Source organism: Tannerella forsythia, from assembly GCF_003860135.1.
Taxonomy (GTDB): Bacteria; Bacteroidota; Bacteroidia; order Bacteroidales; family Tannerellaceae; genus Tannerella; species Tannerella forsythia_A.
The window spans coordinates 18,878-45,848 of sequence record NZ_RQYN01000002.1 but is presented as its reverse complement, the minus strand read 5'-3'; the positions used below and the strand labels follow the sequence as shown (position 1 = coordinate 45,848).

At 47.3% G+C, this 26,971-nt stretch carries 20 protein-coding genes; 11 read left to right on the top strand and 9 right to left on the bottom strand.

Annotated features, from left to right (window positions below; translation table 11 throughout):
* Nucleotides 1-9 precede the first annotated feature (9 nt).
* Both EII41_RS00875 and EII41_RS00870 read left to right on the top strand, forming a co-directional pair.
* A complete protein-coding gene (locus EII41_RS00875; RefSeq protein WP_124789047.1) occupies nucleotides 10-1,518 on the top strand; it encodes a Do family serine endopeptidase in 1,509 nt (502 codons plus the stop codon).
* A gap of 117 nt (nucleotides 1,519-1,635) precedes the next feature.
* Complete coding sequence (locus tag EII41_RS00870) at nucleotides 1,636-2,496, top strand: RNA polymerase sigma factor RpoD/SigA (protein ID WP_124750303.1); 861 nt, start codon at nucleotides 1,636-1,638, stop codon at nucleotides 2,494-2,496.
* A gap of 490 nt (nucleotides 2,497-2,986) precedes the next feature.
* Here EII41_RS00870 and EII41_RS00865 read toward each other — a convergent pair whose 3' ends face one another.
* From EII41_RS00865 to pdxH, 7 genes are all read right to left on the bottom strand, one after another.
* Nucleotides 2,987-4,249 (bottom strand): ComEC/Rec2 family competence protein, encoded by a 1,263-nt coding sequence (locus EII41_RS00865; protein ID WP_124789046.1) that lies wholly within the window; start codon nucleotides 4,247-4,249, stop codon nucleotides 2,987-2,989.
* A 22-nt stretch (nucleotides 4,250-4,271) separates the two neighbouring features.
* On the bottom strand, nucleotides 4,272-4,922 hold the full coding sequence (rpe, locus tag EII41_RS00860) for a ribulose-phosphate 3-epimerase (protein ID WP_124750305.1): 651 nt from the start codon (nucleotides 4,920-4,922) through the stop codon (nucleotides 4,272-4,274).
* A 224-nt stretch (nucleotides 4,923-5,146) separates the two neighbouring features.
* On the bottom strand, nucleotides 5,147-5,326 hold the full coding sequence (locus EII41_RS00855; protein WP_124750306.1) for a hypothetical protein: 180 nt from the start codon (nucleotides 5,324-5,326) through the stop codon (nucleotides 5,147-5,149).
* Between the two features lie 103 nt (nucleotides 5,327-5,429).
* Nucleotides 5,430-6,023, bottom strand: a complete 594-nt coding sequence (locus EII41_RS00850) for an RNA polymerase sigma factor (RefSeq protein WP_124789045.1) — start codon at nucleotides 6,021-6,023, stop codon at nucleotides 5,430-5,432.
* A 213-nt stretch (nucleotides 6,024-6,236) separates the two neighbouring features.
* Nucleotides 6,237-7,853 carry an OmpP1/FadL family transporter gene (locus tag EII41_RS00845; protein WP_124789044.1) on the bottom strand — a complete coding sequence of 539 codons (1,617 nt, stop codon included), beginning with the start codon at nucleotides 7,851-7,853 and terminating at the stop codon, nucleotides 6,237-6,239.
* A 103-nt stretch (nucleotides 7,854-7,956) separates the two neighbouring features.
* Entirely contained in the window at nucleotides 7,957-9,309 is a 1,353-nt protein-coding gene (locus EII41_RS00840; protein WP_124789043.1) for a hypothetical protein, read from the bottom strand.
* A gap of 360 nt (nucleotides 9,310-9,669) precedes the next feature.
* A complete protein-coding gene (gene pdxH, locus EII41_RS00835; protein WP_124789042.1) occupies nucleotides 9,670-10,308 on the bottom strand; it encodes a pyridoxamine 5'-phosphate oxidase in 639 nt (212 codons plus the stop codon).
* A 636-nt stretch (nucleotides 10,309-10,944) separates the two neighbouring features.
* Between pdxH and EII41_RS00830 the strand changes: the two genes are divergently transcribed.
* The 9 genes from EII41_RS00830 to EII41_RS00790 all read left to right on the top strand — a co-directional run bounded on the left by EII41_RS00830 (nucleotide 10,945) and on the right by EII41_RS00790 (nucleotide 24,066).
* Nucleotides 10,945-14,283 carry a SusC/RagA family TonB-linked outer membrane protein gene (locus EII41_RS00830; protein WP_124789041.1) on the top strand — a complete coding sequence of 1,113 codons (3,339 nt, stop codon included), beginning with the start codon at nucleotides 10,945-10,947 and terminating at the stop codon, nucleotides 14,281-14,283.
* Nucleotides 14,284-14,307: 24 nt separating this feature from the next.
* Nucleotides 14,308-15,855, top strand: coding sequence for a RagB/SusD family nutrient uptake outer membrane protein (locus EII41_RS00825; RefSeq protein ID WP_185711787.1), 1,548 nt, complete (start codon nucleotides 14,308-14,310; stop codon nucleotides 15,853-15,855).
* Nucleotides 15,856-15,889: 34 nt separating this feature from the next.
* On the top strand, nucleotides 15,890-16,954 hold the full coding sequence (locus EII41_RS00820; RefSeq protein WP_124789039.1) for a putative zinc-binding metallopeptidase: 1,065 nt from the start codon (nucleotides 15,890-15,892) through the stop codon (nucleotides 16,952-16,954).
* 6 nt (nucleotides 16,955-16,960) lie between these two features.
* Nucleotides 16,961-18,262 carry a DUF4302 domain-containing protein gene (locus EII41_RS00815; protein WP_124789038.1) on the top strand — a complete coding sequence of 434 codons (1,302 nt, stop codon included), beginning with the start codon at nucleotides 16,961-16,963 and terminating at the stop codon, nucleotides 18,260-18,262.
* 4 nt (nucleotides 18,263-18,266) lie between these two features.
* Nucleotides 18,267-19,337, top strand: a complete 1,071-nt coding sequence (locus tag EII41_RS00810; RefSeq protein ID WP_124789037.1) for a BACON domain-containing protein — start codon at nucleotides 18,267-18,269, stop codon at nucleotides 19,335-19,337.
* 391 nt (nucleotides 19,338-19,728) lie between these two features.
* A complete protein-coding gene (locus EII41_RS00805; RefSeq protein WP_124789036.1) occupies nucleotides 19,729-19,923 on the top strand; it encodes a hypothetical protein in 195 nt (64 codons plus the stop codon).
* Between the two features lie 422 nt (nucleotides 19,924-20,345).
* The gene (locus tag EII41_RS00800; RefSeq protein WP_124789035.1) at nucleotides 20,346-20,975 is read left to right on the top strand and encodes a hypothetical protein; all 630 of its coding nucleotides are present in this window, start codon (nucleotides 20,346-20,348) and stop codon (nucleotides 20,973-20,975) included.
* Between the two features lie 35 nt (nucleotides 20,976-21,010).
* On the top strand, nucleotides 21,011-21,946 hold the full coding sequence (locus EII41_RS00795) for a DUF4249 family protein (RefSeq protein WP_185711786.1): 936 nt from the start codon (nucleotides 21,011-21,013) through the stop codon (nucleotides 21,944-21,946).
* On the top strand, nucleotides 21,937-24,066 hold the full coding sequence (locus EII41_RS00790) for a TonB-dependent receptor plug domain-containing protein (protein WP_124789033.1): 2,130 nt from the start codon (nucleotides 21,937-21,939) through the stop codon (nucleotides 24,064-24,066). Before EII41_RS00795 ends, EII41_RS00790 begins: the two co-directional genes overlap by 10 nt.
* A 32-nt stretch (nucleotides 24,067-24,098) precedes the next feature.
* On the opposite strand, the gene EII41_RS00785 is transcribed toward EII41_RS00790, so the two are convergent.
* Both EII41_RS00785 and EII41_RS00780 read right to left on the bottom strand, forming a co-directional pair.
* Complete coding sequence (locus EII41_RS00785; protein WP_185711785.1) at nucleotides 24,099-25,556, bottom strand: TlpA family protein disulfide reductase; 1,458 nt, start codon at nucleotides 25,554-25,556, stop codon at nucleotides 24,099-24,101.
* 18 nt (nucleotides 25,557-25,574) lie between these two features.
* Nucleotides 25,575-26,963, bottom strand: a complete 1,389-nt coding sequence (locus tag EII41_RS00780) for a RagB/SusD family nutrient uptake outer membrane protein (protein WP_124789031.1) — start codon at nucleotides 26,961-26,963, stop codon at nucleotides 25,575-25,577.
* Between the last annotated feature and the right edge of the window lie 8 nt (nucleotides 26,964-26,971).

Here is a 26,971-nt window from a genome sequence, read left to right as displayed (position 1 = left end):
TCAGAAGGTATGAAAACAATGTGGAAAAAAGGATTGGTAGTTGTTTTTGTGGCTGTAGTAAGTTTTGTTACAGCCATTGGCGCAGTGACTTATATGGTAAAGTATAATGCGACGGTACGGGCAGCCTTGGTCGATGACGGTGAAGGCACATTCAAACAACCGCTTCGATTAACAGGCTATCATGCCAGTGCGGCAGAAAATACGGACTTCACCTATGCCGCCGACATGGCCGTTCATGCAGTAGTGCATATCCGATCGACCGTCAAAGAGCGATCATCAGGCCGTGGCGAATACTTCGATCCTTTCGAATTCTTTTTCGGGAATGGACGCGGTTTTCAGGAACGCACACCGCGTCCCCGCTCGGGTTCAGGATCGGGCGTCATTATCTCGACCGACGGATATATCGTGACAAATAATCACGTGATCGAAAATGCGGACGAGCTGGAAGTAACCTTGAACGATAACCGTAAATTCTCTGCCAAGGTAATCGGCACAGACCCGAACACCGATATCGCACTGATCAAAATCGAGGCGAAAGATTTAAAAACCCTGTCGTTTGGTGATTCCGAACAACTCAAAGTCGGCGAATGGGTACTGGCCGTAGGCAACCCGTTTAACCTGACTTCGACCGTAACAGCTGGTATCGTCAGTGCTAAAGGACGCGGTATCATGTCGGGGAATACCAACCTGAACAAAATCGAATCATTCATTCAGACCGATGCGGCTGTCAATGCCGGAAATAGTGGGGGCGCATTGGTGAATACGAAAGGAGAATTAATCGGGATCAATACAGCCATTTATTCGGAGACCGGTAACTTCGCGGGATATTCTTTTGCTGTGCCCATCAGCATCGCCGGTAAGGTCGTGGCCGACCTGAAGCAATACGGTACGGTGCAGCGTGCCATCCTGGGCGTTGTTATACAAAATGCTCAAGCAGCAAGTCAGAGCGACAAGAAGGTGAAGGAGCTGGAGGGCGCTTACGTGGCAGAGTTTGCTCAGCGCAGCTCGGCTAAGGAGGCCGGTGTCGAAGTCGGTGACGTAATTACTTCGGTCAATGGGGTGCGCATCCGTTCGAATAATGCTTTGCAGGAACAGATCAGCAAATATCGTCCGGGCGATAAAGTGAAACTTGAAGTAAACCGTTACGGAGCAATCAAGAATTTTACGGTTGAGCTGCGTAACCCGCAGGGCGGTACCGATGTCGTAAAGAAAAACGGCGATGTAGCCGAAATGCTGGGAGCCGCTTTCCGCGAACTGAGCGATGCACAGAAGAAAGAATACGGCGTAAGCTACGGAATCGAAGTGAACGGCATCGGTAAAGGGAAAGTACAGGAAGCCGGTATCCGGAAAGGATTTATCATCATGGTTGTGAACGACCAGAAGATTTCGACGCCCGAAGATTTGTTCCAGATTGTAGAGAAGATACAAAAAGGTTCGTCTGAAGATCAAGGGTTGTTTATTAGAGGGTTCTATCCGAATGGAAGAACACAGCTCTACGCCATCAATTTCTCGGAATAAACCAATCGGTCGATGAGATTGTTATAGCGTTATAAAATGATAAAAACATGGGGGCACGCAGTTCGTGCACAAAAAAGTATTATCTTTGCACCCCCATGTTTTTCAACTATTCATTGAATGAGACAGTTAAAAATTACAAAATCCATTACCAATCGCGAAAGCGCTTCGCTGGATAAGTATCTTCAAGAGATTGGTCGAGAAGATCTGATCACAGTCGAAGAGGAAGTAGAGTTGGCACAAGCCATCAGGAAAGGTGATCGGAGGGCGTTGGAAAAGTTGACTCGAGCTAATCTGCGTTTTGTGGTATCTGTTGCGAAACAATACCAGAACCAGGGACTTAGTCTCCCCGACTTGATCAACGAAGGCAATCTGGGACTGATCAAGGCCGCAGAAAAGTTTGACGAGACGAGAGGATTCAAATTTATCTCGTATGCCGTATGGTGGATTCGTCAATCCATTTTGCAAGCATTGGCCGAACAGTCACGTATCGTACGTTTGCCGCTCAATCAGGTAGGCTCGCTGAATAAAATCGGTAAAGCCTTTTCACGGTTCGAGCAGGAGAACGAACGGAAGCCTTCACCCGAAGAACTTGCCCAGGAACTAGATATCCCGGTGGATAAGATTTCCGATACACTCAAAGTGTCCGGACGTCATATCTCTGTGGATGCTCCGTTTGTCGAGGGCGAAGATAACAGCCTTTTGGATGTGTTGGTGAACGATGATGCTCCGAATGCGGATGGAACGTTGATGAACGAATCGCTGTCGAAGGAAATCGACAGGGCGCTTGCTACGCTGACCGAACGCGAAAGTGACATCATTAAGATGTTTTTCGGTATCGGATGCCAGGAGGTAACATTAGAAGAGATCGGCGATAAATTCGGGTTGACCCGCGAACGTGTACGCCAGATCAAGGAGAAAGCAATTAGACGGTTACGGCAGGGAACGCGCAGCAGGTTGCTGAAAACGTATTTAGGCTAAGAAAAGATAGGGTTTGCCTCGGTAATGAGCAAACGCTTTCTAACGAAAAAAATCCCGGAGCGCAGTGCGTTTTCGGGATTTCTTTTTTTTGAATAAAACCATAAGAGGATACGTCAATTATCTGGATATGGAATAAACCCAAATTACGCGATATACTGTTCGGCGTTTACCATTAATAATGGACGAACGAATGTACGACAATGGTTACGTCAGGCCTACAGCCCCCCGACGAAATACGATGCCTTTTTCCCCAACGCTTCGCATTGGGCTGAATGATCTCGCCCTTTCAGGGTTCTTTCAGCGGTCAGCCAACAATTCAGCATGACAACGAATCAACGCATACAAGGGCTGAAAGCCCGGATTATTTCAGCCCCATCCCGCAAGGGTGGGGTATCGACATCCGGACCTTGTTCGGAGGGCTGAAGGCCTGAATGAAATTTATTCTTATATTTTCTATTGCGGAATCTGGGATAAAGTTAAACTGAAGATTTCAATACCAGATAATCTGCCGGCACAACAGCAAAAGAAGGAGAAACAATGCGGCAAACAACAAATTGTTTTTCTTCGAACGGAAAAAGCCGATGAGCAGAAACAGGATACCATAGACGCCGAGCAGTGTAACTTCATCAAAACGAAGTGTAAATGTAGCTCCCGGTATCTGACTGAAACGGTTTACCAACCACATCATGCCATGCGTCAACTGTTCGACCCATGATTGCAGTATGGCTGATCCGGGAACAGAGAGGGGGAGCAGAATCCAGATCAGACATAGAGGAATCAGCAAGGTGGCGATGAGGGAAAGAAACAAGTTGGTAAACAGGAAAACGGTCGAGCTTTGTCTAAAGTAATAGCAACAAAGCGGAAAGGTGCCGATTTGGGCGGCAACAGTAACAGTCAATATTCCCCAAGGAATAGCGATCAATGGGTTTCGGATTTCAAGCAGGCGGTACAAAGGAGGTTGCATATACAGGATGAAGAAGATCGCGGTGAAGCTTAACTGAAAGCCTACATTGAACAGGTAGAACGGATTGTAAATCAGCATCAGGAACGCGGATGCCGCGAGCGTGTTATACTTGTCCGGCGACCGCAGAAAAACCTGTCCGGTCATGAAGATCGTTAGCATCAGCGTTGCCCGTACCGCCGGAGGAGAAAATCCCGATATCGCGGCGAATGTCCACATCAAGATCACCGTCAATATATACCGAAACCATCGGAAAAATGATCGATCAGGAAAAAAAGAAAAGCAGACCACTAAGAAGCCGCATACGATGCCGACATGAAATCCGCTGACCGAGAGCAAATGGGCTACCCCTATAACGGAAAAGCGATGACGTATCTCGCGTGTCATTGTTCGCCGGTAATTGACCGTAATCGTCGCCAGTACAGCTTTCTCGCTGTCGGACAGTTGTAACCGGTTTAATTTCTCAACCACCCGTAACTGTATTTTCTGTGCTTCTTCTTGCAATCGGGAGGTTTGGGGAGGTTCTGATAACCGACGCTCGGCCAAAGCTGTAGCTTGGATAGCCATAAAGACAAAGCAGCAAGCAATCAGAACACCTCCCAACCAGCGAGCGTCATATAAATGTTCGGCATTTTTTCCCTTAGCAAAAAAAGAAAGAGATACAACGAGAATAACCGGCAGCAATAAAACGAACGACCAACGTTCGAGCGGAAAACAAATCTCCGCCAATATTCCTACGATCCAAAAGAAAAGCGGCCTCACAAAAGGTCGCTTCTGTATCTCTTCTATCATAAAAGGGAGGTGTAAGGTAAGACTATAAAGCTTTCAGCTCACGAATGGTCTCCATCGGATCCGAAGATTTGAAGACGTAACTGCCTGCTACGAGCACGTCGGCACCGGCATCCAGTAAAGGCCGAGCCGTTTCCTTATTTACCCCACCGTCGACTTCGATCAGCGTAGATAATCCTCGAGACGTAATCAACTGTTTGAGCTTGGCTACTTTAAGTACAGAATGTTTGATGAACGACTGAGATGCATAACCAGGATTGACCGACATGAGCAACACCATATCGACATCCTGAATAATATCTTCGAGCAAACCGATCGGTGTGTGCGGATTCAACGTGACACCGGCTTTCATGCCTGCATCTTTGATCGCGTGAATCGTACGGTGCAGATGGGTACAAGCTTCATAGTGTACATTCATCATGTATGCGCCTGCTGCTGCTATTTCGCGAATGAATTTCTGGGGCTCCACAATCATCAGGTGTACATCCATGGGCTTTGTGCATACTCCTTTCAGGGCATCCAATACGGAAAAGCCGAACGAAATATTCGGGACGAACACGCCGTCCATCACATCCAGATGAAGCCAATCGGCCTCGCTCCGGTTAATCATTTCGATATCGCGCTGCAAGTTCAGAAAATCGGCAGACAATAAGGAGGGGGCAATCTTATGACTCATGATATATCTCTTATTTTTTTGCAAAGATAGCAAAAACGAAGAAACTGTAGCTGCCTATAAAAAAACAGAGCGGTGTGTCAGAACGGACAAACTGCTTCGTTGCTTGCGAAATACGAGCTCGGTCACATACCTTAGTATGCTCCCTCACCCTCATCCTTAGCGCCTTGCTTTTTACTCATTCTTACACACCCTCCCGTGTTTTGTAAAACGAGTGATAAAGGCGCTCAATTTACGATAAACGAACCTAATTTGTCCGTACCTAATCGGGGATCATAGGTATAAACGCGTGCAAACTGACGTATCCAGTCTAATGTCTCCCGACGCGGAGCGGGAGTCTCAACGTTCATCCCTTTCACCTTCAAGTTCTGATTCTCGTTTGCAACATACGGTGTACTCATTTTCATAGGCATTCTTCTTTTTAAATTACTACAAGAAGAACGCTGCCAGAGATAAAATATTGTTTCCCGTCCGTTTATTTTTTACAAACGTTATGGTGAGGCGGGAAAGCTATGCGATCGAAAGCTCGATCCGGTTTTCTTCTGCCATCCGGCGCATGTTCAGAATTGCGTAACGCATCCGTCCCAATGCCGTATTGATGCTTACTCCCGTACGATCGGCAATCTCTTTGAAGCTCATATTCTGATAATAGCGCATCTCCAGTACCTCGCGCTGATTGTCGGGTAAATACTCCACCATCTTCTTAACATCGGAGAATACCTGAGCCTGTACCAGATGATCTTCGACCGTGCCTTCGCACAAACGCATGTCGTTGAACAAATCGACTTCCACCTCGTCGTTCGAAATCGTGTTCTCGTTCCGTTCCTGACGGAAATGGTCAATAATCAGGTTGTGCGCGATACGAGTGATCCAGGCTTTAAACTTACCGTTTTCCGTATAACGTCCCTGTTTGATCGTCATGATCACTTTCACAAATGTCTCCTGAAAAATGTCTTCCGTCAAGTCGCGATCACGCACAATATAATAGATATAGGCGTGTATGTTACTCTTGTAACGGTTCAACAAAACATCGAATGCTGCATTATTTCCTGTTGCATACATCACGACCAACTCTTCGTCGGCCATCGATTTTAAATTTTTCATTACGTCCTAAATATTGGTTTCAGAGTAATGTCTATGCAATAGGCAATTTGAATTTTAAAATGATACTTTTTTATTTTTTTACGCAACAAAGAAAAGAAGAATTACAGAAGTGGCCAAATTTTCATCTTAAAAAAAAGCCCCATTTCGTATTTTTTGTACAAAATGGGGATTCTTAAGGACGAAAGAGTCTTCTTCAGACAAATTCCTTATTTATTAAAACTTATAACCGAGCGTTAAGGCTATCCGTGTCGTGTTCGCCGTCACTTTGGCCGGCTCTGCATGAACCGGTTTGATATGATGTTTGGCGTCTTCGATAAAAACACTGGAAAACGGGTAGAGCTCTTCTTTTTGGGTGCGGTAAATGCAGGCCAAATCCATGTAGAAGTTCGGTGTGAAACGGTAGCCGAGCCCGGCCGTATAATAATGCGTCTGCCCGGCCGTCGTATAATGGGTTACCGTGCCGGCGGTAAAGACTTCCTGTTTACCCTGCGTTAATGTTTCTTGCATGGGAGACGGTTGCCATACATAGCCGCTACGTATCGCGAATTGAGGAGTAACCCTGTATTCCGCACCGACTTTAAGCGTCTGTCCCATCTTGAAATCCCGTTTTACCTGCGTGGTAATATCGCCGTAGTATTCCGTTCCACTTTCATTGCCCAAACGCATCGTTTTGTAATTCGTCAGTTCATAATCGACACTGATCAGCGCCGATGTTCCGATAATTCCTGCCATGCTGAAAATCCATCGATCGGGCGAACGAAACGAATAATGAAATGTTCCATCTCTCTTCGTTTCAGCACTCATTTTGGGTCTATCTGCATAAGCCTTGATATAACTCTCGCCTCGGGCAAATGCAAAATCCGTCATTTTATACCACTTGGGCGAATTGTATGCGACACCGAAGCGAAAAGCCTGTGCCGGGCGAATGATCACCCCCGTGTTGAGCGAATAACCTGTTCCATTCGTTTCCAAAGCGTTTTCCATAAACAAATAATCGCCCCGACCGAAGTCTTCGTCATGTTTCGAATATAATCGGTAGTTGATATCGGAAAGTCCTAGCGTAGCTCCTAAAAAGACATAATCGGAAATATTTAGTGAAGCCGAAAAATTATACTCACTGATCCAGCCGCTTTCCCGGATATTCATCATTGCTTCTTTCGGCGAAGCAGGATTCCAGATATCGTTTCCGTCACGCTCTCCGAAACCGCTGTGATAGACATCATTCCACTTGTACTTGGTGCCAAAGAATCCGGACTTGTATCCCAGAATAGACAGCCAATGAGCACTTAACTTTGGATTCTGGTAGGGATCATCGACTTTCAGATCTCCTTCCGGAATTCCGCCATCATTGAATGCATTCGTTGCCATAGCTGCCGTATAGTCTGCCAATGAATATTTGGGATTGCCGACTGCCTGATAAGTACGGTAAAAATTCTTTACCCGGTTGTAGGAAATTCCGAAGTTCCAACCTTTTATTCCCGTATCGTATCCTGTGGGAAAATATCCGACATACGACAAATTATCGAAATTGAATCGGGTGCGGTTTTGTGACCGATTAACTCCCGTCCAGTCCGACGACATATTGGCCATCGACAGATTCAAGGTGGTCTGCACTTCCGAGCTGCGATATACACCGAGCCCGGCGGGATTATGAGACATGACGGACATGTCTCCGCCCAAAGCGCCGAATGCTCCACCCATGCTCATCGACCGTGCTGTCCCGTTTAATTCGGTCTGCGAAAAGCGATACGCGTCCATCTCACTTTGTGCAAACAGCCATCCGCTGCTTAAAAAAAATAATATGCCTATATACAAACCTTTAGCCTTCATAATTTTATTTGTCTGTTTTAAGTAAATCGATTAAGGGTGCATTTTGCACCCTTAATCGATTCAATGTTATGATGTTTTCTCTTTTTCTCTGCAATGCGTTGTTCTATCGACGGCCACCGCCTGATCCGGAACGGTTACTGCTGCTGCTTCCACCGCCACCGCCACTGCTGTAGCTTCCACTCGAACGACTGCTGCTTCCGCCAAAGCTTCCGCCACTGCTGTAGCTTCCACTCGAACGACTGCTGCTCCCACTATAACCGCTTGAACGGCTACTACCTCCCGAATAGCTTCCACCCGACGAACGACTGCTTCCGAAGCTGCCGGAACGACTGCTTCCCGAATAACTTCCACCGGAGTTGCCGCGCATGCTCGAGCCTCTATCGCCCGAGTAAGAATCGGAACCGCGTGTCGTGCGTGTCGTACGCATGCTGCTGCTACGGCTTGAATTGCCCGAAGACGGATCATAACTTGAACGGCTGCTGCCCGAAGAGCGACTCGTGCCGTAACTGCCCGATCGGCTGCTGCCTATATACCCATCATCCGAACGTCCGGAACGGTTTGAACGACTCAGCGAGCTTGAATTCCGGCCTGACCGATCGCTGCTGCGCATCGATGAGCTTCGGTCGGAAGAATACCTGTCTCCGTATGACGAGGAACGAGAAGAAGCGATTCCGTCACGTGAGGATGAAGAAGTACGGTAGCTGGTCGAGCGGTTGCTGCCTCCTGTCATCCGACCGTACCCATAGCTCGGTCCCCAACTGTAATAACTATCTCTGTAATAGGGATAATAATGGTAATGATAACAGCTCCAAGACCCACCGTAATACCCTCCGTACCACGGATCATACCACGGGTCGTACCAGCCGGCATAAAAACCACCCCAGCCCCAGCCGAAGCTCCAGCCCCAATAAGGACGTCTCCATCGCCACGAATATGGCGAATAGTAAGTCCACGGATCATACCATGAATACCAGCTATCCCATCCGTTGCCGATGTTTATATTGATGTTCACATTGGACTCTCCGTCGGAATAATCTGTCTCGTATCCGTAGGAATAATAGCCGTCGCTCAGATTCAGTTCCACATTGTCCGCTCCGGCAATGGTGATTTTGCTGGGCGAATGGTAACGGACGATCCGTTCCGAATATTCATTATCCGAACGACGCTCTTGTACTTGGATCGTATCGTCTGCCATATCATCGTATGCCTCGTCCGCTCTTTCGTTGTATCGGCGATTATATGCGTCCACATCCATTTCCGTGATCGAAGTCTGCCTTGCGGTTGTTCTTGAATCGGAAGAACCGTAGGCCGAAGACGTGTGCTGACGACTCGTTTTCTCCTTTTTCTTTGTCTTTCCGGAAGAGAAATACACATCATCGTAAAACTCTTCCTGTGCCATTGCACCGAATGCTAACGTAAGCATCACCATGATGGAAGTTAATTTCATTGTTTTCATTTTCGTTTCTCCTCTATTTTTAGTTTATATTGCCTATCATCATTTTATTGTTAGACCTGATTTTACCGCTAAAGTTTAATGTTCGCCTGTCTTTGTCCGAAATAAAACGTTTTTTTCTCTGAAGACAAACATACAGTTTTTTCCGTATTCCAAGCAAGCGAATTAGAATATTTAACACAATCCATTGAGATACGGTTTCATAAGCATGATGCAAAAGAGGAATAAATGTGACGAGAGTACACCGTTTTTTATATTTTTTTAAGAGCGAAAAAACTGGTCGAATATGGCTATGTTATTTTCAGTGAGCAAGGGAACGAATATCTAATTCTTTTGTTGCTCAGGCATGTTGCTTTCTGAATCTCAAGGTGCCAGACGTTGGATTTTCCAATTTTTTCCGGATTTAAGATACAGAATTCGGTCGTGGAGCCGGTTCGGGCGTCCTTGCCAAAACTCAATGAGATGGGGAATAATCAGGTAGCCTCCCCAATGAGTCGGACGGTGAATCGGTTTACCGAAGAATTTGCGTTCGTTTTCTTGTTGTAAATGATCCAGTTCTTCACGCGAATGCAATACCTTGCTCTGAGGAGAAACCCATGCCCCCAGCTTACTCGTTTCGGGACGGGAGTTGAAATACGCATCGGAATCTTCTGCCGGAATCTTTTCGATCACTCCTTCCACTCTTACCTGTCTTTCTATAGGATGCCACGGAAACACCAAAGCGACATGAGGATTTTCTGCGATTTCTTTTCCTTTTCTGCTTTCGTAATTAGTGAAAAATACAAACCCGTTTGATGTGACTTCTTTCAATAAAACAATTCGTGCCGAAGGTGTTCCGTCACATAAAGCGGTTGCTAAAATCATCGCATTGGGTTCGGGGAGTCCGCTTTCAATCGCTTCTTGCATCCAACCCGAGAATTGATGTAATGGGTTATCATGCATCCGGGCTTCCCACAATTCACCTTGATTATATTCTTCTCTGAAATCTGATAAATTCTTCATAGATAAATTTATGTAATGTGATAATGGAGATGTTTTTAAAACAAAAGTACCATTTTATTTATATTTTGGTGCATGTCTGCAAGGTTCTCTGAAGCAATGAGTCTGAAAAACGTTGGAATGATTATCGAAGTGTTTCTTTTGTATTGGTTTAAAGTGTTTTGTTTTTTTAAACTCACTACTTTTCTTTCCAAGCTATTTTTAGAAGCCAATATCAGATAGGAAAATAATAGTATTTTTTGACAAAATAAATTTGTATATAATATTTATTTGTATATTTGTGCATGATTTTTAAAAAAAGACAAAGAAACGATCAAAACCAGAATACAAGTATTGATGGAAGAAGTTAAAAATATTATTACGAATATGATGAAGGGATTCATCGGCAAGAATCCGGGCTTATCTGTATTTTCTGCCGAGAGTAATCCTTCCACCTTGAGCATTAGGTTTAGTCTTCTCTATATAATAATATTTAACAAATGTATTTGTGCAAGACGCGCACCCGTCTCACGAGGAAAAGCAGTCGATACGCTCCGGAATTTCGCAGAAAACGCATACCGGAATCGACAAAGTAATCATAAAGAACAATGAAGAAAACAATATGAACCATTGAATAAGCAATATTGAAAATTTGAACGTATGAAACGAAAGTTAATCCTGTTTTTATCCTCTTTTCTGTTGGGAATAGGGATGATGACGGCTCAAGTATCTGTTAAAGGTATAGTCGTCGACGAGAATGGCGAGCCGGTTCCGGGCGCGAGCATTCAATTGAAAAGTAATAAAGGATATGGTACGGCGACCGACATGGATGGGCGTTTCACCCTCTCGGTACCGGAGGGGGCTACCTTAATCATATCTTATATCGGTACGGTCACACAAGAGGTAAGTGCAACTCCTGACATGCGGATTGTACTCAAATCGGAGAGTCAGCAACTTCAGGAAGTAGTGGTTACCGGGATGGTGGCTACCGACAAACGTCTTTTTACAGGAGCGACCGATAAGTTATCGGCCGACAAGGTTAAATTAGACGGTATGGCCGATATCAGTCGCGGTCTCGAAGGCCGTTCGGCCGGTGTTTCGGTGCAAAACGTATCGGGAACGTTCGGCACGGCGCCCAAGATACGCGTACGCGGGGCGACGTCCATCTACGGAAGCTCCAAGCCGTTGTGGGTTGTCGATGGTGTCATACAGGACAATATTGTCGATCTGGGCGCCGATGATTTGTCGTCGGGGAATGCCATTACCCTGATCAGTTCGGCCATTGCCGGCCTGAACTCCGACGATATCGAGAGTTTTCAAATATTGAAAGACGGTTCGGCCACCTCTATCTATGGAGCTAAAGCGATGGCGGGTGTCATTGTCATCACGACGAAGAAAGGCCGTGCGGGGTCGAGCAGTTTCGCCTACACCGGCGAGTTCACGACACGCCTCAAGCCGATGTACAACACGTTCAACATCATGAACTCGCAGGATCAGATGGGAATCTATCAAGAGTTGCAGCAGAAAGGTTGGCTTAATTACGCGACGATCTACCGTGCGGCCAATAGTGGCGTATACGGCAAAATGTATGAACTGACCCATCACTACAACCCGTTAACGCAGCAGTTCGGTCTGGCGAACACACCTGAAGCGCGTGCTGCTTATTTGCGCGCGGCAGAATTTCGCAATACGGACTGGTTCGATGAATTATTCAGTCACTCAATCATGATGAACCATTCGGTCAGCATGTCGACCGGTACCGAGAAATCACAGTCGTACATATCACTCAGTTTGATGAACGATCCGGGCTGGATGAAAGCCAACGAAGTGCAACGCTATACGGCGAATCTTAATAACACCTACAACTTGTCGAGGCAGTTTGCATTCACTTCGATCGCCAATGCGTCATATCGTAAACAGGAAGCTCCCGGCACACTCGGCCAGAGCAACGATGCCGTGACGGGACAAGTGTCACGTTCGTTCGACATTAATCCGTATTCTTATTCGTTGAATACGTCGCGTACGCTTGACTCCAAAACATATTATAAACGTAACTATGCTCCGTTCAATATTTTCAACGAATTGGATAACAATACGCTTTCGCTGGATATCGTTGACTTGAAGTTTCAAGGTGAACTTAAATGGAAACACCAGTCCGGATTACAATTGAGCATGCTCGGCGCGCTGAAATATTCGTCTGTTTCACAAGCTCACAAAATACGTGACCTCTCCAATCAAGCACTGGCATACCGGGCGATGGACGATGCAACGATTATTCAATCTAACGACTGGCTATATAAAGACCCCGATCAGCCGAACACTCTTCCCAACACGATTCTTCCTGTCGGAGGCTTTTACAGTAAAACAGAGTATAAGATGCTCAGTTACGACTTTCGCTTGGCCGCCACCTATAATCATGTATTTCGTGACATTCATATCCTCAACACCTACGCAGGGATGGAAATTAATTCGCAGTCACGCACCAGCGACTGGTTCGATGGCTGGGGCATGCAGTATGAGAACGGTGAACTGCCTTTTTTCGATTATCTGGCGTTCAAGTCCATGCGCGAACGCAATACGAATTATTATGGACTGGACAACCGTATCAACCGTCAGGCCGCCTTTTTTACGACGGCAACCTATTCGTATATGGGTAAATATACGTTGACCGGTACGCTGCGTTATGAAGGAAGCAACCGACTGGGAAAAGCCCGTTCGGCACGCTGGCTGCCGACATGGAATGTCGCTGCCGCATGGAATGCGCACGATGAAGTTTTTTTCCGTTCGTTACAACCTGCGCTGTCCCATTTGACCATGAAGGCCTCGTATAGTCTTACGGCCGACGCCGGGCCGTCGTGGGTGACGAACTCGCGCGTCGTCATCAGCAGCTATAACCCGTGGCGCCCGTCTGCCGGCGTGACCGAATCGGGTCTGCGTATTAATAGCCTTGAGAATTCAGCCCTTACATATGAGAAAAAACATGAACTGAATATCGGTGTGGATATGGGATTCCTGAAAAACCGCATTAATGTGTCGGCCGATTGGTATCGCCGCAACAACTTCGACTTGATCGGTTATATCACGACCCAGGGAGCCGGAGGTCAGGTAACCCGTATGGGTAACGTAGCCTCCATGAAATCGCACGGTTTCGAGTTTACCGTCTCTACGCGCAATATACAGCGTCCCGATTTTCAATGGACCACCGACTTTATCTTCGGGATGAATAAGACCGAAGTGACCGACCTCAAAACACGCAGCTTCTTGTTCTCATTGATCTCGGGTAACGGATTTACGCAGCCCGGATATCCGCATCGCGGACTTTTCTCCATTCCATTCACCGGATTGGACGAGCACGGTTTTCCGACGTTCGAAATCACGGACGAAGAGGGCAAGAAAATGAAGATAGACAAAAGCAATTACGGTTCGATCGACTTTCAGGAACGCGAACATCTGAAGTTTCTCAAGTACGAAGGTCCTACTGATCCGACCGTCACAGGCAGTTTAAGAAATGCATTTACCTATAAGAACTGGACTCTGAACGTGTTTGTCACCTACTCAGCCGGCAATGTCGTACGTCTTGATCCGATATTCAGTTCACGATACAATGATTTAGACGCTACTCCGAAAGATTTCAAGAATCGATGGGTGGTTCCGGGCGATGAAAAACATACCGATGTACCGGTTATTTCCTCCCGTCGTGAACATCAATTGTATTCTAACTTGAACAAAGGTTACAATGCCTATAATTATTCATCCGCCCGTATTGCCGACGGCGGCTTTGTCCGGATGAAAGAAATCTCGCTGATGTATGCGTTACCCGGCAAACTGCTTGCCGGCCGATTGTTAAAATCGGCATCCGTCAAAGTGCAGGGAACCAATCTCTTCCTTATCTATGCCGATAAGAAACTCAATGGTCAGGATCCCGAGTTTTTCCGTTCAGGTGGTGTTTCTGCCCCCGTACCGAAACAATTCACCTGTACGCTTCGTTTAGGATTTTAATTCATGAATCAAATTATTTTTAAAATGAAAAAGACAATCTTTCATATAGGAATTTTCTTTGCAGCACTTGGGCTGGTGACTGCTTGCGATACGTTTCTCGACGAAATGCCAGACAGAAGAACCGAGATAGACACCAACTCCAAAGTAGGTGAACTGCTCGTATCGGCCTATCCGACCGTCGATCCGATGATGATCTACGAGCACCGTACGGACAATGCGATGGATAACGGAAAACAATATGGCACACCGGATCAGACACTCGTCGAGAATTATTATTGGGACGATATCAGCGATACGAGCTGGGATGGCCCCGAAATGCTGTGGAACAGTTGCTATTCGGCCATTGCGGCCGCTAATCAGGCATTGGAAGCGATCGAACAGCTCGGCGAAAGCGACGAGAACCGACCGTTCAAAGGCGAAGCATTGCTTTGTCGTGCCTATGCACATTTCCTGTTAGTCAATACGTTCTGCCAGCCTTACAACGCTTCGACTGCCGGAAACGATCCGGGAATTCCCTACGTGGAAAAGCCGGAGACAGTCGTCGGAACGACGTACGAACGCGGAACGGTTCAGACAGTTTATGAAAAATTGGCTGCCGACATTGAGACCGGTTATCCGCTTATCAACGACCACGCGTATAAAGTCACGCACTACCATTTCAACAAAAAGGCAGCATCGGCCTTTGCTACGCGTTTTTATTTATTCTACGGTAAATACGATCTGGCGCTCCGTTATGCCGACATGACGATCGAAACGAATCCTTCGGCCAATCTGCGCGATCTTAAATATTACCAATCGTTGACATCCATCTCCGAATGGCGCGACCGCTTTATCAGCAAAGATGAACCGGCTAATATCATGCTCGTGGCCCTGCGGTCACGATGGGGAAGGACGTACAGAAGCCAGCGTTACGGTGTTTCTACCGCGATCACTTCGTTGCTCACCTACCGTTCATCCGGCCCGTGGGGGAACAACGCATTGCCGGATATGGGGTACCTGTGGAGTGGATCGGGAAGTCCGATCGCCTACCAGCCCAAGTATAATGAAATTTTCGAAATCACCGACCAGACAGCCCGAACGGGACAGCCGCACGTGGTACAGATGGCTTTTACCGTCGACGAAACGTTGATGTGCCGTGCCGAAGCCAATATCATGCTTAAAAACTATGAGGCTGCGGCACAGGATTTATCTTACTGGTATGTCAAGAAAGGAGGGAAAGCGGCTACCGTAGAGCAAATCGTTGCCTACTACAACGCGCGGGCCATATCCGAGCAGGCCGCTCTGGCCAAAGGAGAATTAAGTCCTTGGCTCCTAATGGTCAAACCGTTCCATACCGCCTTTATCGTCGAAGCCGGCACGCAGGAACGCATGTTGCAGGGGGTGTTGCACGCGCGCCGCATCGAAACAATGTATAGCGGATTGCGCTGGTTGGATATTCGCCGCTATGGCATCGAAGTGATTCACAATGTCGACGAGGGCACACCGATGACATTGACTCACGATGACCTGCGGCGCGTGATACAAATACCGAAGGCTGTCATATCGGCCGGATTGCCTCCTAACCCGAGATAACGAATCGAATCAGTAACCGTTAAAATAAAAACAAATGATGAACAAGATAATATGGATGTTGCTCGGAGGCCTTCTGACGGCAGGGATACTGTCGTCGTGCAGCGAAGATGCGCCTGATACTTCAAACAGTATTTTCAATACTACGAGCGAAACAAGAAACGAATTCGACCAATGGCTGCAAAAAAATTATGTAGATGCCTACAATATCGATTACAAATACCGGATCGACGACATTGAACTGGATTACTCAAAAAACTTGACACCGGCCGAGCTGAAAAAGAGCATGCAACTGGCTAAAATCATTAAGCATGTCTGGTTGGAAGCGTATGTCGAAGTAGCCGGCATCGATTTTATGCGTAAGCACGCGCCCGGTATCCTGCTCGTGCTCGGATCGGCATCGTGGAATAACGACGGAACCATTACCCTTGGCACGGCCGAGGGGGGGCTGAAGATCACACTTTATATGGTGAACTGGCTCAATCCGAAGAATGTAGCGGATATGAACCGTTATTTCTTCAAAACGATGCACCACGAGTTTACGCATATCTTACAGCAAGATATCAATTACCCGCAGGAATACAATCTGATCAGCGCTTCGGATTACCGCCCTTCGGGATGGAACAACCGAAGAGCAATCAAAGACTATGCTACGCTCGGATTCATTACATCGTACGCCGGACATTCGGCCGTAGAAGATATTACGGAACTGACTTGCTGTTATGTGACGTTTACCGACGATCAATGGAACGCCGTTTTCGAGGCCGCCGGTCCCGAAGGACGGGCCAAACTGAACCAGAAAGTAACCATCATGAAACAGTACATGAAGACCGTCTGGAAGATCGATATGGATGTATTGAAGCAGGTCGTACGCCGGCGCATGAACGAGGTGAAGCAGATGAGTCTGCTGGAGCCGTCGTGGATGCCGCTGATCTCTCAGCATACGCCGGCAATCGGCCATGCGGCTTTACAGCAACTGCAGAACGAACTACGTTTGCAATGGAACGACGCGCTTAAAAATATCGAAGCGCACCCTCATCGCTGTCATGTACACGACGCGAATCTGATCAATATGTTACAACTTAATAATGATAACGAATAAAACGATATGAAAAGAATCGTATGGCTATTATTTTTGACGGGGCTTGCCGTATGGACCTCTTGCAAACAGGAGGTGGAAGACTTTTTCGACCAATCGGCATCGGAACGCATCGAAAGCGAGATTATCAAATACCGTGAATTGCTTTTAAAGCCCCGACACGGTTGGATCATGGAATATTACCCCGGTGGTTCCAATCAGTTGTATGGCGGATACGCCCTGACCGTAACGTTTTCGAAAGACGGGCACGCCACGTTCCGATCTGTCTTGTCGGACGATGTAAACACTACATCGAACGGGCTTTATTCCCTTCGCAAAGACGTAGGGCCTACCCTCAATTTCGATACATACAACGATTTGTTTCACTATTTCTCGGATGTAGATTTGGGACATGGCGGAGGAGTGGGAAAAGGCATGCTGGGCGATTATGAATTTATGCTGGCTTCGGGCAGCGATACCGAAATACGGATGTCTGGTAAGAAGCATGGTTCGGTTATCCGTATGTATCCGCTCACGGAACCGGCTGTCGACTATCTGCGGAAAGCCCGGAGTATCCGTGACTCTTACATTATGATACCTGCTACGAGCATCCCTAACGGCACGTTCGGTGGGCAGCCTGTTCAGGTGGAAATGCTCCATCCGCAGCATTTCCTGCTCACACAAGGAAAAGATCAAACAAAGCTCTCGTTCATGTTTACCGATAAAGGAGCGAAGCTCTACCAGCCTGTTACGCTGAATGGCGTGACGGTGGAAACGCTTCATTGGGATGCGCAGGCACGCGTCTTCACCGGCTCCGACGGAAAAGCCAGTTTCCCGCTCGTGGCCAAACCGTTCGGTTTAAGGCTCGACCAATTGCTGGGCGATTACGTATTCAGTTATCTGCCCAGCAGCAATGTGACGGAGCCCAAGACGGTCGATGTCAAAATCTCACAAAGTGCCAATGGAAGGATCCAGATGACAGGACTACCCTTCAACGTCCGACTGACGTATAACACCAAATGGGGGGCACTTGAATTGAAGCCTCAGCAGCTACGGTCCAACCCCAACGTAAGTCTGGCGATATGGGAAGTGGGAAGCTATCTGAATGCAAGCGGCGATATGGGGTTGCTCACCTTATGGAACGGCAAGCATGACTCTTTCGAACTGACATTCGTAGAAAATGATTTCGAATGGTTCGCCGGAGGAAAGCAGGTACATCCCAACGCTTTTATCATTTGGAATACCTCGACCAATCCGGGAAGTGTATACACCGGATTCGGAGACGCCCGCTACATGAAACTAAAACTGACCAGAAAAAAACAGGAGGAATAAACAGATGAAACGATACAAATTATGGTTATATATAATATGGATACCGGTCGCGATCGGATGGTGGTCGTGTTCCGATAACGAACCGACGGTCGAAGAGCCACCATTTAACGTGACGAAGACAACGGCGAATTTCGATCACAACGGTGGAAACGGCACGATCGAATTAAGCAGCGAAGGGGTACAGGCACAGGCCGGCGACGCCTGGCTGCAGGTAAGCGTACAGGGACGAAACGTTAGCCTTACCGCACAAGCCAACAAGAGTTATGAAAGTCGTACCACCGTGGTGACGATGACGAAAGACGGTCATACCGAAAAAGTACCGGTCACACAGATGGGTATTATCTCGATTACGGAGGTCACTTCGTACGACTTTCCCAAGACGGGAGGACGTAAAGGCTTTCTGTGGAAAACCGACCAGCCTTACGAAATATCGGGAGCCGATGCCTCCTGGCTGTCGTATCGAATCGTCGGCGACTCGCTCATCTTTACTGCGAAAGCATTGGGCCTGTACGACGACACACGTTCGAGCAAGGTGAAAATCAAAGCCGGACAGTATTACGAAACGACGGTGACATTTCGTCAGGTAGCCCCTTATTTTGCCTACGAATGGGCTTTAGGCGATTATATGATGGAATACCGGACAGCCAAGGACAGTGTCGTCCTCAAGCTCGATGTCTCGCTGGTGCAGAAAGCTAAAAACAAAACGTACACGCTCAAAGGACTCGATTTCAACCTTACCGTGCTCTATGTCGATACGGCAGGCATCGCCATCAAGTCTCAACGGCTTACGACTACCGGCGATGAGATCTGGCTCGCCGCATGGCAGGGCGGTTACGGAGGAAACGGATTCTGGGCGAACACCAAGTTCGGCGTGATCAGCCGGTGGAACAAAGACAAAAGAAAGATCGAGTTCACCATGGTGGCCGACGGTACGACCGACGAACAATGGAAAGACAAACAAGGCCATCTGATTAAACCCGGAGCCTTTCTTCTTCGCAATACGACGAAGAATACCACGCATTCGCCGGCAAAAGCCGCTCGTCTGGTCGATATGAAACTCATCAAGAAGTATTGAGTACGGAAAGAAGCGTGCTTCTTCGAAACGTAACGAAAAGAGGGTGTGTCAAAACGCAATGTTGGGGCACACCCTCTTCCGATTAAAAAACGTGCGTCCTTTGCGATAACCCCGATTTTGTCGAGCCGCTTCACCTCAAACCGTTAAAAGAACAAAAAACGGGAACGCCTTTCACAGCTCTCGGAACGTTAAAACAAAATGCGGGAGGCTTTTCACAACACTTGGAATGTTAAAACAAAGTGCGGGAGCTTTTTCACAACACTTGGAATGTTAAAACAACATGCGGCAGCCTTTTCACAACACTTGAAACGTTAAAACAACATGCGGGAGGCTTTTCACGGTTCTTAATTCGTTCAAACATGATGCGGCGGCCTTTTCAGCGTGGTTCGATATGCTGCAAAAAACAACGGGCATCGCGTGCACCGTTGCACGGACGGTCTGTGCAACAGAGGTGAGTTCGCCGTCGCAAAAGTTCTTCTTTTGCTTGCAACCGAAAGACGCTTCGGAGTATGCCGGAGTACGTGGCCGAGAGGAAATTCCGAAAGCAACACCGCAGTCGGGGATTTATGATACACCGGTAGCCTAATACCGTTTCGTCCGGTAGCCTAATACCGTTTCGTCCGGTAGCCTAATACCGTTTCGTCCGGTAGCCTAATACCGTTTCATCCGACAGCCTAATGTCGATTCGATCGATTCGTTGCGTAAGTATATTGAAAGGGGGCGAACAAGGATTGATTTTCTTCTTTTTTATATCGCGCGAAATTATCAATAAAACATAATTTTATCACCTTTCTGAAAATAACAATTTTCTGTCGAATGCGGAAAATAAAAAGGCTTTTTAAAAAATAGTCTTCTATGTGTGGAGAATATATTTTAAAAAGTGTTTGTATGTGATGATTTTATATTTGTATGCGGGCTGTGTGTCTGTTTTCCAAATTGGGAACACAAGATGATCATATTATATTTGCAGCGTTTCATACATCAATGGCATCTAATTAAATTTTCGTTATGATAAAAATAAAAACAACTCTTCTCTTCCTCTTTCTTCTTTTTTTATCCTTGCCTGTTGGGGCGCAGACGCAGACCGGCTTATTGGTGGGAGGAGGTTCGGGAAATTTTAGCTTTGGAGAGATCAAGTCCCGAGAGAACAAGACCCTTAGAGACGTCGATTACAAACTGAACGGATTCGTAGGTTATCGTTTTCGTTTGCATCCGTTTACTTCGTGTAAGGCATTTGTCGATCTGGATGCTTCCGTCGGAGTAAAATCATGGGATTACCTGTATCGCCCGATTCTAAAGCCGCAACCGTCCGACAACCCGCAGGTCGGTGGAATCTATATCCTGTCATCATCTGCCTATGCTTTCTTCGCTTCATTGGGAGGTACGGTCAATTATCCTGTTTACAAAGGATTGAGTGTGGGGTTGGGCGTGGAACCGACCTATTATTTCGTAAGTTACGAAAAGAATGATATGAAGCGTCCGCTCGATGTGCCGTTCGTCGGGAAGATTGCGTATAACTTCAAATTCATGGAGTTGGGGATCAGTTATAAACATGGTTTGATGAATGTGGTCGAGACGAAAGACTTTGCTTCCGGAAGATTCCGTGACTGGCAGGTGTCCGTATGGATTCCGTTCTAAATTATCCCACCGATTCATCGCATCAAATACATATAATGAGAGAGTATCTTTTTCTTGGTCTGCTTGGCCTGTTTGTGAGCGCTTGTTCCGTCAACTACGATATACCGCCGTCGTCGGTGACGGAGGCGGAGCGTATCATTGTGAACAGCTATCTGAATCCGTCGGACTCGATCCGGGTGAGACTGCACAAATTAACCCATTCGGAGAAGGGGTATGCCATACACGCCTTGACGGGAGCGCATATCGTTTTAAAAGAAAACGACGCGGTGCTGTTCGATGGTGTCTGTACGGACTCCGTGTTGCTGTTGCCCAAGCATCCGCAGGCAGGGGCGACCTATTCGATCGAAGTGACTTATTCCGGTCTGCCGGAAGCTCGGGCGCGCACCCGTGTGCCGTCTTCAATCCGCTGTACGGCTGCCTATTCACCCGACGGCTACCGGAATCTTATTCGCCTGACCTCTTTCGATATCGCCCGGTGCGAAAACGAAAATCTTTGGATCACCGCCTACCGGCAACGGCAGGATACGGTCGTCGATCAATATCCCGATCTATATGCCAATAACGGACTGATCGACATGGTGAACAGGCAGGTCGGTACGAGGATCGTCAACGAGCAAGTCGGCGCGATGTATCACATCGGCTTTCTGCGAATCAAGCGTAAGAATCTGGCGTCTCTGACCGAGCTTGTTTTTGCTCCGGTCTATGCGTCGAGCGGAAGGGATACCGTCCGGAGGCCCGAACCGGACAAAATACGGGTCAAGTTGATCACGGCGACTCCCGAATACGACCGATATAATAAAACGCTGTATGAACAAAAAACGATGATCATTACGGAGGATGATATTTCATCGGTTTTTTACAAGCCTCAGCCCGTATCCGGCAATGTGCAACAGGGACTCGGTATATTCGCGGGCATAAACGAAGAAAATTACGTATTTCAGTTACCTGAAAGAGAAAGGATATGGCCATGAAAAGAGTCGGTTTGTTTTTTCTGTCCGGTTTAGTGGCAGGGGCTGTCTCGGCACAGGAGCCCTCCGTTCCGGCCGACAGTACGGCTGCATCAGAAATCAGAAGGCAAATATTGCTCGATGAGGTGGTCGTGGAAGCTCGAAGCAGGAACATCGACAGTCGCGGATTAGGCAATATGCGAATCAATACGAATCTCTTGAAAGTATCTCCGCTGTTTCTCGGTGAGCGCGACGTGATCAAGACGCTGCAATTCCTACCCGGTGTCTCGGCGGGTATGGAGGGCTCTTCCCAACTGAATATTCGCGGAGGGACGAACGATCAGACGCTCTACCTGACAGACGATGTGCCGATCTATAATCAGAATCATACGTTCGGCCTCTTTTCCATCTTCAATGCGGATGCCATCCGTACGGCGGACATCTATAAGGGAGGTATTCCGGCACATTATGGTGATAAGTTGTCGGGGGTCGTTTCGGTCGATGCGAAAGAAGGAGACTTCGGAAAGTACCGGCATTCGGTATCGTTGGGACTTCTTGCCGGTACGGTAGCCTCCGAAGGCCCTATCGTCAAAGATCGATTGAGTTATCTGATTGCGGGCCGGCGTTCTTTTCTCGATTTGCTGTTTAACGGTTTGATGTCGGTAATCAATGAGCGTCAGGCAGGCTATCCGACGGTTTCTTTTGCCGACCTTAATGGTAAGCTTACCTGGAAACTCAACGACAACCATCGATTGTCGTGGCTCTTTTATTACGGTTACGATGATATGGGAGGGATCAATAGGGAGCATAAAAAGTATTCGGAAGAGAAATATTGGGAGAAATTCGGCTACGGCTGGAAAACGCTCACTACGTCGCTTCGTCATCAGGCACGGATCAAACAAGGTCTGTCCTTATCGGGCCACGCTTATTACACCGGACTGAGCAACTTCAACTATTACAAGAACAAACAAGAGTCTACGGAGTCGAAACAGGCGATGAAAAACGAACATGCTTCGCGAATGAACGAATTGGGGGCAAGGTTTTTGTTAAAGCATGAGATCGCTGATCGTCACACGCTTTTTTACGGATGGGAAGGGGCTTATCAACGATATATGCCGGATTACGTATATAAATCGCTCAACAAACACAAGTCCGTATATCATAACGATCATCTGACACTTTTCAAGACATCGGCCTACGTGTACGATGAGTTCAAATACCGGAAATGGCTGTTCAGTATGGGACTTCGTGCTTCGTTGTATCGTAGCGGGACGATCAGCCGGTTCGCTTGGGAGCCGAGGTTGAAAGTAAATACCTTTATCGGAGAGAAGCACAAACTGATGCTGGCTTACGACCGGATGTATCAGCCCGTACATACGATTAATGAGATCGATTATAATGCCAAAACGGATTACTGGGTGCCATTCCGCGAAAACATCTTGCCGCAATCCGATCAGATATCCGTCGGCTGGAAACATTATATGAACGAGCATCTTACACTGTCGGTCGAGGCTTACTATAAGCGAATGCGGCATCTTCTGCTCATCAGCAATCTGGAATATTATCTGGACACCCATTCGGATTACGTACAGGGAAAAGGATCTTCAATGGGGGTAGAGTTTATGGCGGAATATGGTCGAGGAGCCTTTACCGGGTGGGTGTCGTATACGTTGTCACGGTCGAGACGCACATTCGGAGGCCGTTCGTATCCGTTTAAATACGACGCGCCTCATGACTTATCGGCATTCGCCGGATACGTGGTACGCCAAAAACCGACCAACACCCATACGCTCTCTCTGCAAATGCAGTTTAAAAGCGGATATCCGTATTACGTTCCCGAAGTATCTTATCCGGGCATGGGCTTACCGACTCTTCCGAACGGATACATCGAAACGAGTGGGGATCTTTTTGAAGTTCATCACGTCCCTCATTACCCGAATATCCGGCTGAAAAATTATTTCAGGGCAGACATCAATTATACGGTCGAAAGGAAATTGAAACATGGTGGGCTGACGTGGCAGTTTTCGCTGTTGAACGTAACGAACCGTGCCAATCCGTATGCGGTTTATCAGAAAGACGGGAGGTATAAGGCTTTCGTACTGATTCCTATCCTCCCGTCCATATCGGTTAAAAGAAGTTTTTGAACTTCCGAGCGCTTCTTGCGTTTTGCGTTTTTTTACTTGTCAATTGATTGTTGACTTAACAGTTTGTCGAGCAGCGGTCTGATTTGCTCCGAGCTGGGTGCGGGAGCTCTGTACATCCGTAATTTTCCGTCGGGGTCATAGAGCAGGAAATGAGGGATGGAAGTCACGTTGAGCTGCTCGGCAAAGGCCGATTCACCTCCGAAAAGCTGATGACCGTGCATCTGCAAGGCTTCGAGCGTACTCTTCCAAGTGCTGCTTTTCTTATCGAGCGAGATGCTGACAAACGCAATGTTTTTGCCTTCGTATGCTTTCTCCAATTTTTGGAGAAACGGTATTTCTTTTCGGCAGGGGATACACCACGAAGCCCACAAGTCGATGTACACATAGCGTCCTTTAAACTGCTCCATCGTAACAAGTTGACCCATTTCGTTTTTCAGCATCGCATCGGGCGCGGACGAACCGACGGTCGTGTATTTCAAGTAATCGAATCGCGTACATAGTCGCTCGCGTTGTTCCTCCGACGAAAAATGAACAGCCAATTTCCTGAAAAAAGCTTTGTCTTGCTCATACGTTTCACTCATCTTATAGCTGAGAATATAAGCTTCCATCATGGATTCGATGGTTTTATCGACCATCGAACGGTTAGATACGCTTTTTTTCAGCAGTTCGACATTCCGTTCTATCTGTGGAAGTGTCAGCCGTGCGTTGGGATGAACCCCGTTGTTCGTATTCAGATACTTCCGTAAATGCGAGGCGGATGATGGAAAGAGCATCGCTTTTTCGTTATCGAAAAACTCGGATACACCGAAGGGAAGTGCATAATACGTTTCCGGAACATTCATTTTTACCTTATTCGCCTGTTCATTTATCAGAGGGAGCTGATAGAACAAAGAAAGATAACGTTCATAGGCCTGAACTTTCGCAAATTCGATGACTTCGGGATCATGGCCTTCATACTTCTTTAAGCTTTCGAGATAATAGTCTTCCCACTGTTTTAAAATGGTTTGACATGCTTCCACGTCTTTCGGTGGATTTTCCCACGCCATACGGCTTAACTGATAAAAGAACAAGTCGTTTTCGATAAGCATTTTATTCTCTTGATCTGTTATATCTCGGGTCTCCGGAAAAAATGTATGCTCATCCGTCTCATTATAAATGAGTTCGAACGTATGTCCCGGTCGCATGTAGCAGATATGCCGGCTGATGTATTTATTTCCTTGCTCTCCCACCTGCGTAATCAGGTAAAAGAATCCCGGATGTTCCAAATCGAATTCTTTGGCAAATGTCATCTCTTCGCTTACTTCGATGGTTGGAGAGAGAGGGGCAGCCGTCGTGCCCGGCGGCTGCATCTCTACCAGTTGAATCGTAACGGGCAGCTTTTCATTCAACGTAATCAAGCCTTTTATACCGGCCGTTTTTTGCGCATGGCCCGCCGCCCCACAAAGGGCGGCAAGAGCCAGGATGATCCACGATTTCCGTATCATTTTCATTAAAAACATATTTCTCTGTTAACGCGGATTCTGTTTGATATTCGGATTTCTTGCAAGTACTTTGTTGGCAATAGGCATGACAAGGCGATTGTCGTCGGGAGTCAGCGTCACTTTACCATGCGTAACGATGATGTTATGTCCCTCGCGATTCAAACGTTTGATGTCGGCCAGACGAAGCCCGGAGAAAGCCAGTTCGAGTCGCCGTTCGCGCAAGACAAGCTGCAAGACCTCTTCCTTGTTCGATGCTTTCAGATCCGTGTACGTTTCCGACGTAAAACGTTTTACCCGAATCGCATTCAGGTCGTTCAAGGCTTCCGTTATTTTGCCTTCGCGCGCATTGGCTTCGGCACGGATCAGATACATTTCATTTGTCTGCACGCCGCCGTATTTATAGTTCCCCACAAAGATATTGGACGACAAAATACCGGTACCTTTCAGTGCGGCTCCGTACCAGTCCTGTTGAGTCGTTCCGAGCGTAAAACGCAAGTCGCCGGGAGCATACAGCGCTTCCAGTTCGGGCGACATGAAGAAGGTAAACGCATACGCCCCGACTTTACTCTGGTACTTGTAGAGGATGATATCCTTGATGTCGTCCGTAACATTGGGGAAATTTTTAAGCCCCCGATGTTTGGCCTTGGGGTCTACCCAGGTCGTGTCACGGTTATAGTCGTACAGATAACTGTTGACATCGAGCGCCTTTTGGGCATACGTCCGGGCTTTCGGATAGTCGGCTTTATACAGGTACACACGTGCCAGTATGCCGTAAGCGGCTCCCTTGGTCGGTTTGTAATTATGCTTTGCTTTATCGGGCAACAGCTCGGCCGCTTCGAGCAAATCATTCTCGATTAACGCATATACGTCCTTAACTGACGAGCGAGGCAGAAGGGCGTTGATGTCGGGCTTGAGCGGCATCGGCACTCCCATCTCCGTACCGGCTGTGGCCGGATCATAATGTCTGGCATACGCGTTCACCAATTGCAAATACGTAAACGCGCGATGTACAAGCGCTTCACCCCGAATGCGATTACGGTCGATACCGGGAGTACTCTCGGCCTTATCGATGCCTGCCAGAATCGTATTGCAAGTATAAATCGTTTTATACGCATTCTCCCAATCCGAATCGGTTTCATCCAGTTCGAAAAAGAGCGGTTCGAAGTCGTAGGCTCGGATCGCCGATATCCCGACTAACCGTACATCCCCCCGGTTTTCGTCAGGCAACGTAATTTCATCCGTCATATAAGCCGACATATTCGAAGTTCTGGAGAAAACATACGGCTCCGAAAGCAAATACTCGAAATCGCCGAGTGTAGAAGGTACGACGACTCCCTTGGGTTTTATATCTAAAAAATCATCGCAGGCAGATAAAGCGATGAATACAACTATCACAAAGTATATTATATTTTTCATTTTGTCTG

Bases quoted from the DNA above. Each gene is read 5' to 3' on its own strand.
- EII41_RS00850 (WP_124789045.1), bottom strand. From the start codon at position 6,023: ATGAAAAATTTAAAATCGATGGCCGACGAAGAGTTGGTCGTGATGTAT.
- EII41_RS00865 (WP_124789046.1), bottom strand. From the start codon at position 4,249: ATGATAGAAGAGATACAGAAGCGACCTTTTGTGAGGCCGCTTTTCTTT.
- EII41_RS00790 (WP_124789033.1), top strand. From the start codon at position 21,937: ATGGCCATGAAAAGAGTCGGTTTGTTTTTTCTGTCCGGTTTAGTGGCA.
- EII41_RS00855 (WP_124750306.1), bottom strand. From the start codon at position 5,326: ATGAAAATGAGTACACCGTATGTTGCAAACGAGAATCAGAACTTGAAG.
- EII41_RS00825 (WP_185711787.1), top strand. From the start codon at position 14,308: ATGAAAAAGACAATCTTTCATATAGGAATTTTCTTTGCAGCACTTGGG.
- rpe (WP_124750305.1), bottom strand. From the start codon at position 4,922: ATGAGTCATAAGATTGCCCCCTCCTTATTGTCTGCCGATTTTCTGAAC.
- pdxH (WP_124789042.1), bottom strand. From the start codon at position 10,308: ATGAAGAATTTATCAGATTTCAGAGAAGAATATAATCAAGGTGAATTG.
- EII41_RS00800 (WP_124789035.1), top strand. From the start codon at position 20,346: ATGATAAAAATAAAAACAACTCTTCTCTTCCTCTTTCTTCTTTTTTTA.
- EII41_RS00815 (WP_124789038.1), top strand. From the start codon at position 16,961: ATGAAAAGAATCGTATGGCTATTATTTTTGACGGGGCTTGCCGTATGG.
- EII41_RS00830 (WP_124789041.1), top strand. From the start codon at position 10,945: ATGAAACGAAAGTTAATCCTGTTTTTATCCTCTTTTCTGTTGGGAATA.
- EII41_RS00870 (WP_124750303.1), top strand. From the start codon at position 1,636: ATGAGACAGTTAAAAATTACAAAATCCATTACCAATCGCGAAAGCGCT.
- EII41_RS00805 (WP_124789036.1), top strand. From the start codon at position 19,729: ATGCTGCAAAAAACAACGGGCATCGCGTGCACCGTTGCACGGACGGTC.
- EII41_RS00820 (WP_124789039.1), top strand. From the start codon at position 15,890: ATGATGAACAAGATAATATGGATGTTGCTCGGAGGCCTTCTGACGGCA.
- EII41_RS00810 (WP_124789037.1), top strand. From the start codon at position 18,267: ATGAAACGATACAAATTATGGTTATATATAATATGGATACCGGTCGCG.
- EII41_RS00845 (WP_124789044.1), bottom strand. From the start codon at position 7,853: ATGAAGGCTAAAGGTTTGTATATAGGCATATTATTTTTTTTAAGCAGC.
- EII41_RS00780 (WP_124789031.1), bottom strand. From the start codon at position 26,963: ATGAAAAATATAATATACTTTGTGATAGTTGTATTCATCGCTTTATCT.
- EII41_RS00875 (WP_124789047.1), top strand. From the start codon at position 10: ATGAAAACAATGTGGAAAAAAGGATTGGTAGTTGTTTTTGTGGCTGTA.
- EII41_RS00840 (WP_124789043.1), bottom strand. From the start codon at position 9,309: ATGAAAACAATGAAATTAACTTCCATCATGGTGATGCTTACGTTAGCA.
- EII41_RS00795 (WP_185711786.1), top strand. From the start codon at position 21,011: ATGAGAGAGTATCTTTTTCTTGGTCTGCTTGGCCTGTTTGTGAGCGCT.
- EII41_RS00785 (WP_185711785.1), bottom strand. From the start codon at position 25,556: ATGAAAATGATACGGAAATCGTGGATCATCCTGGCTCTTGCCGCCCTT.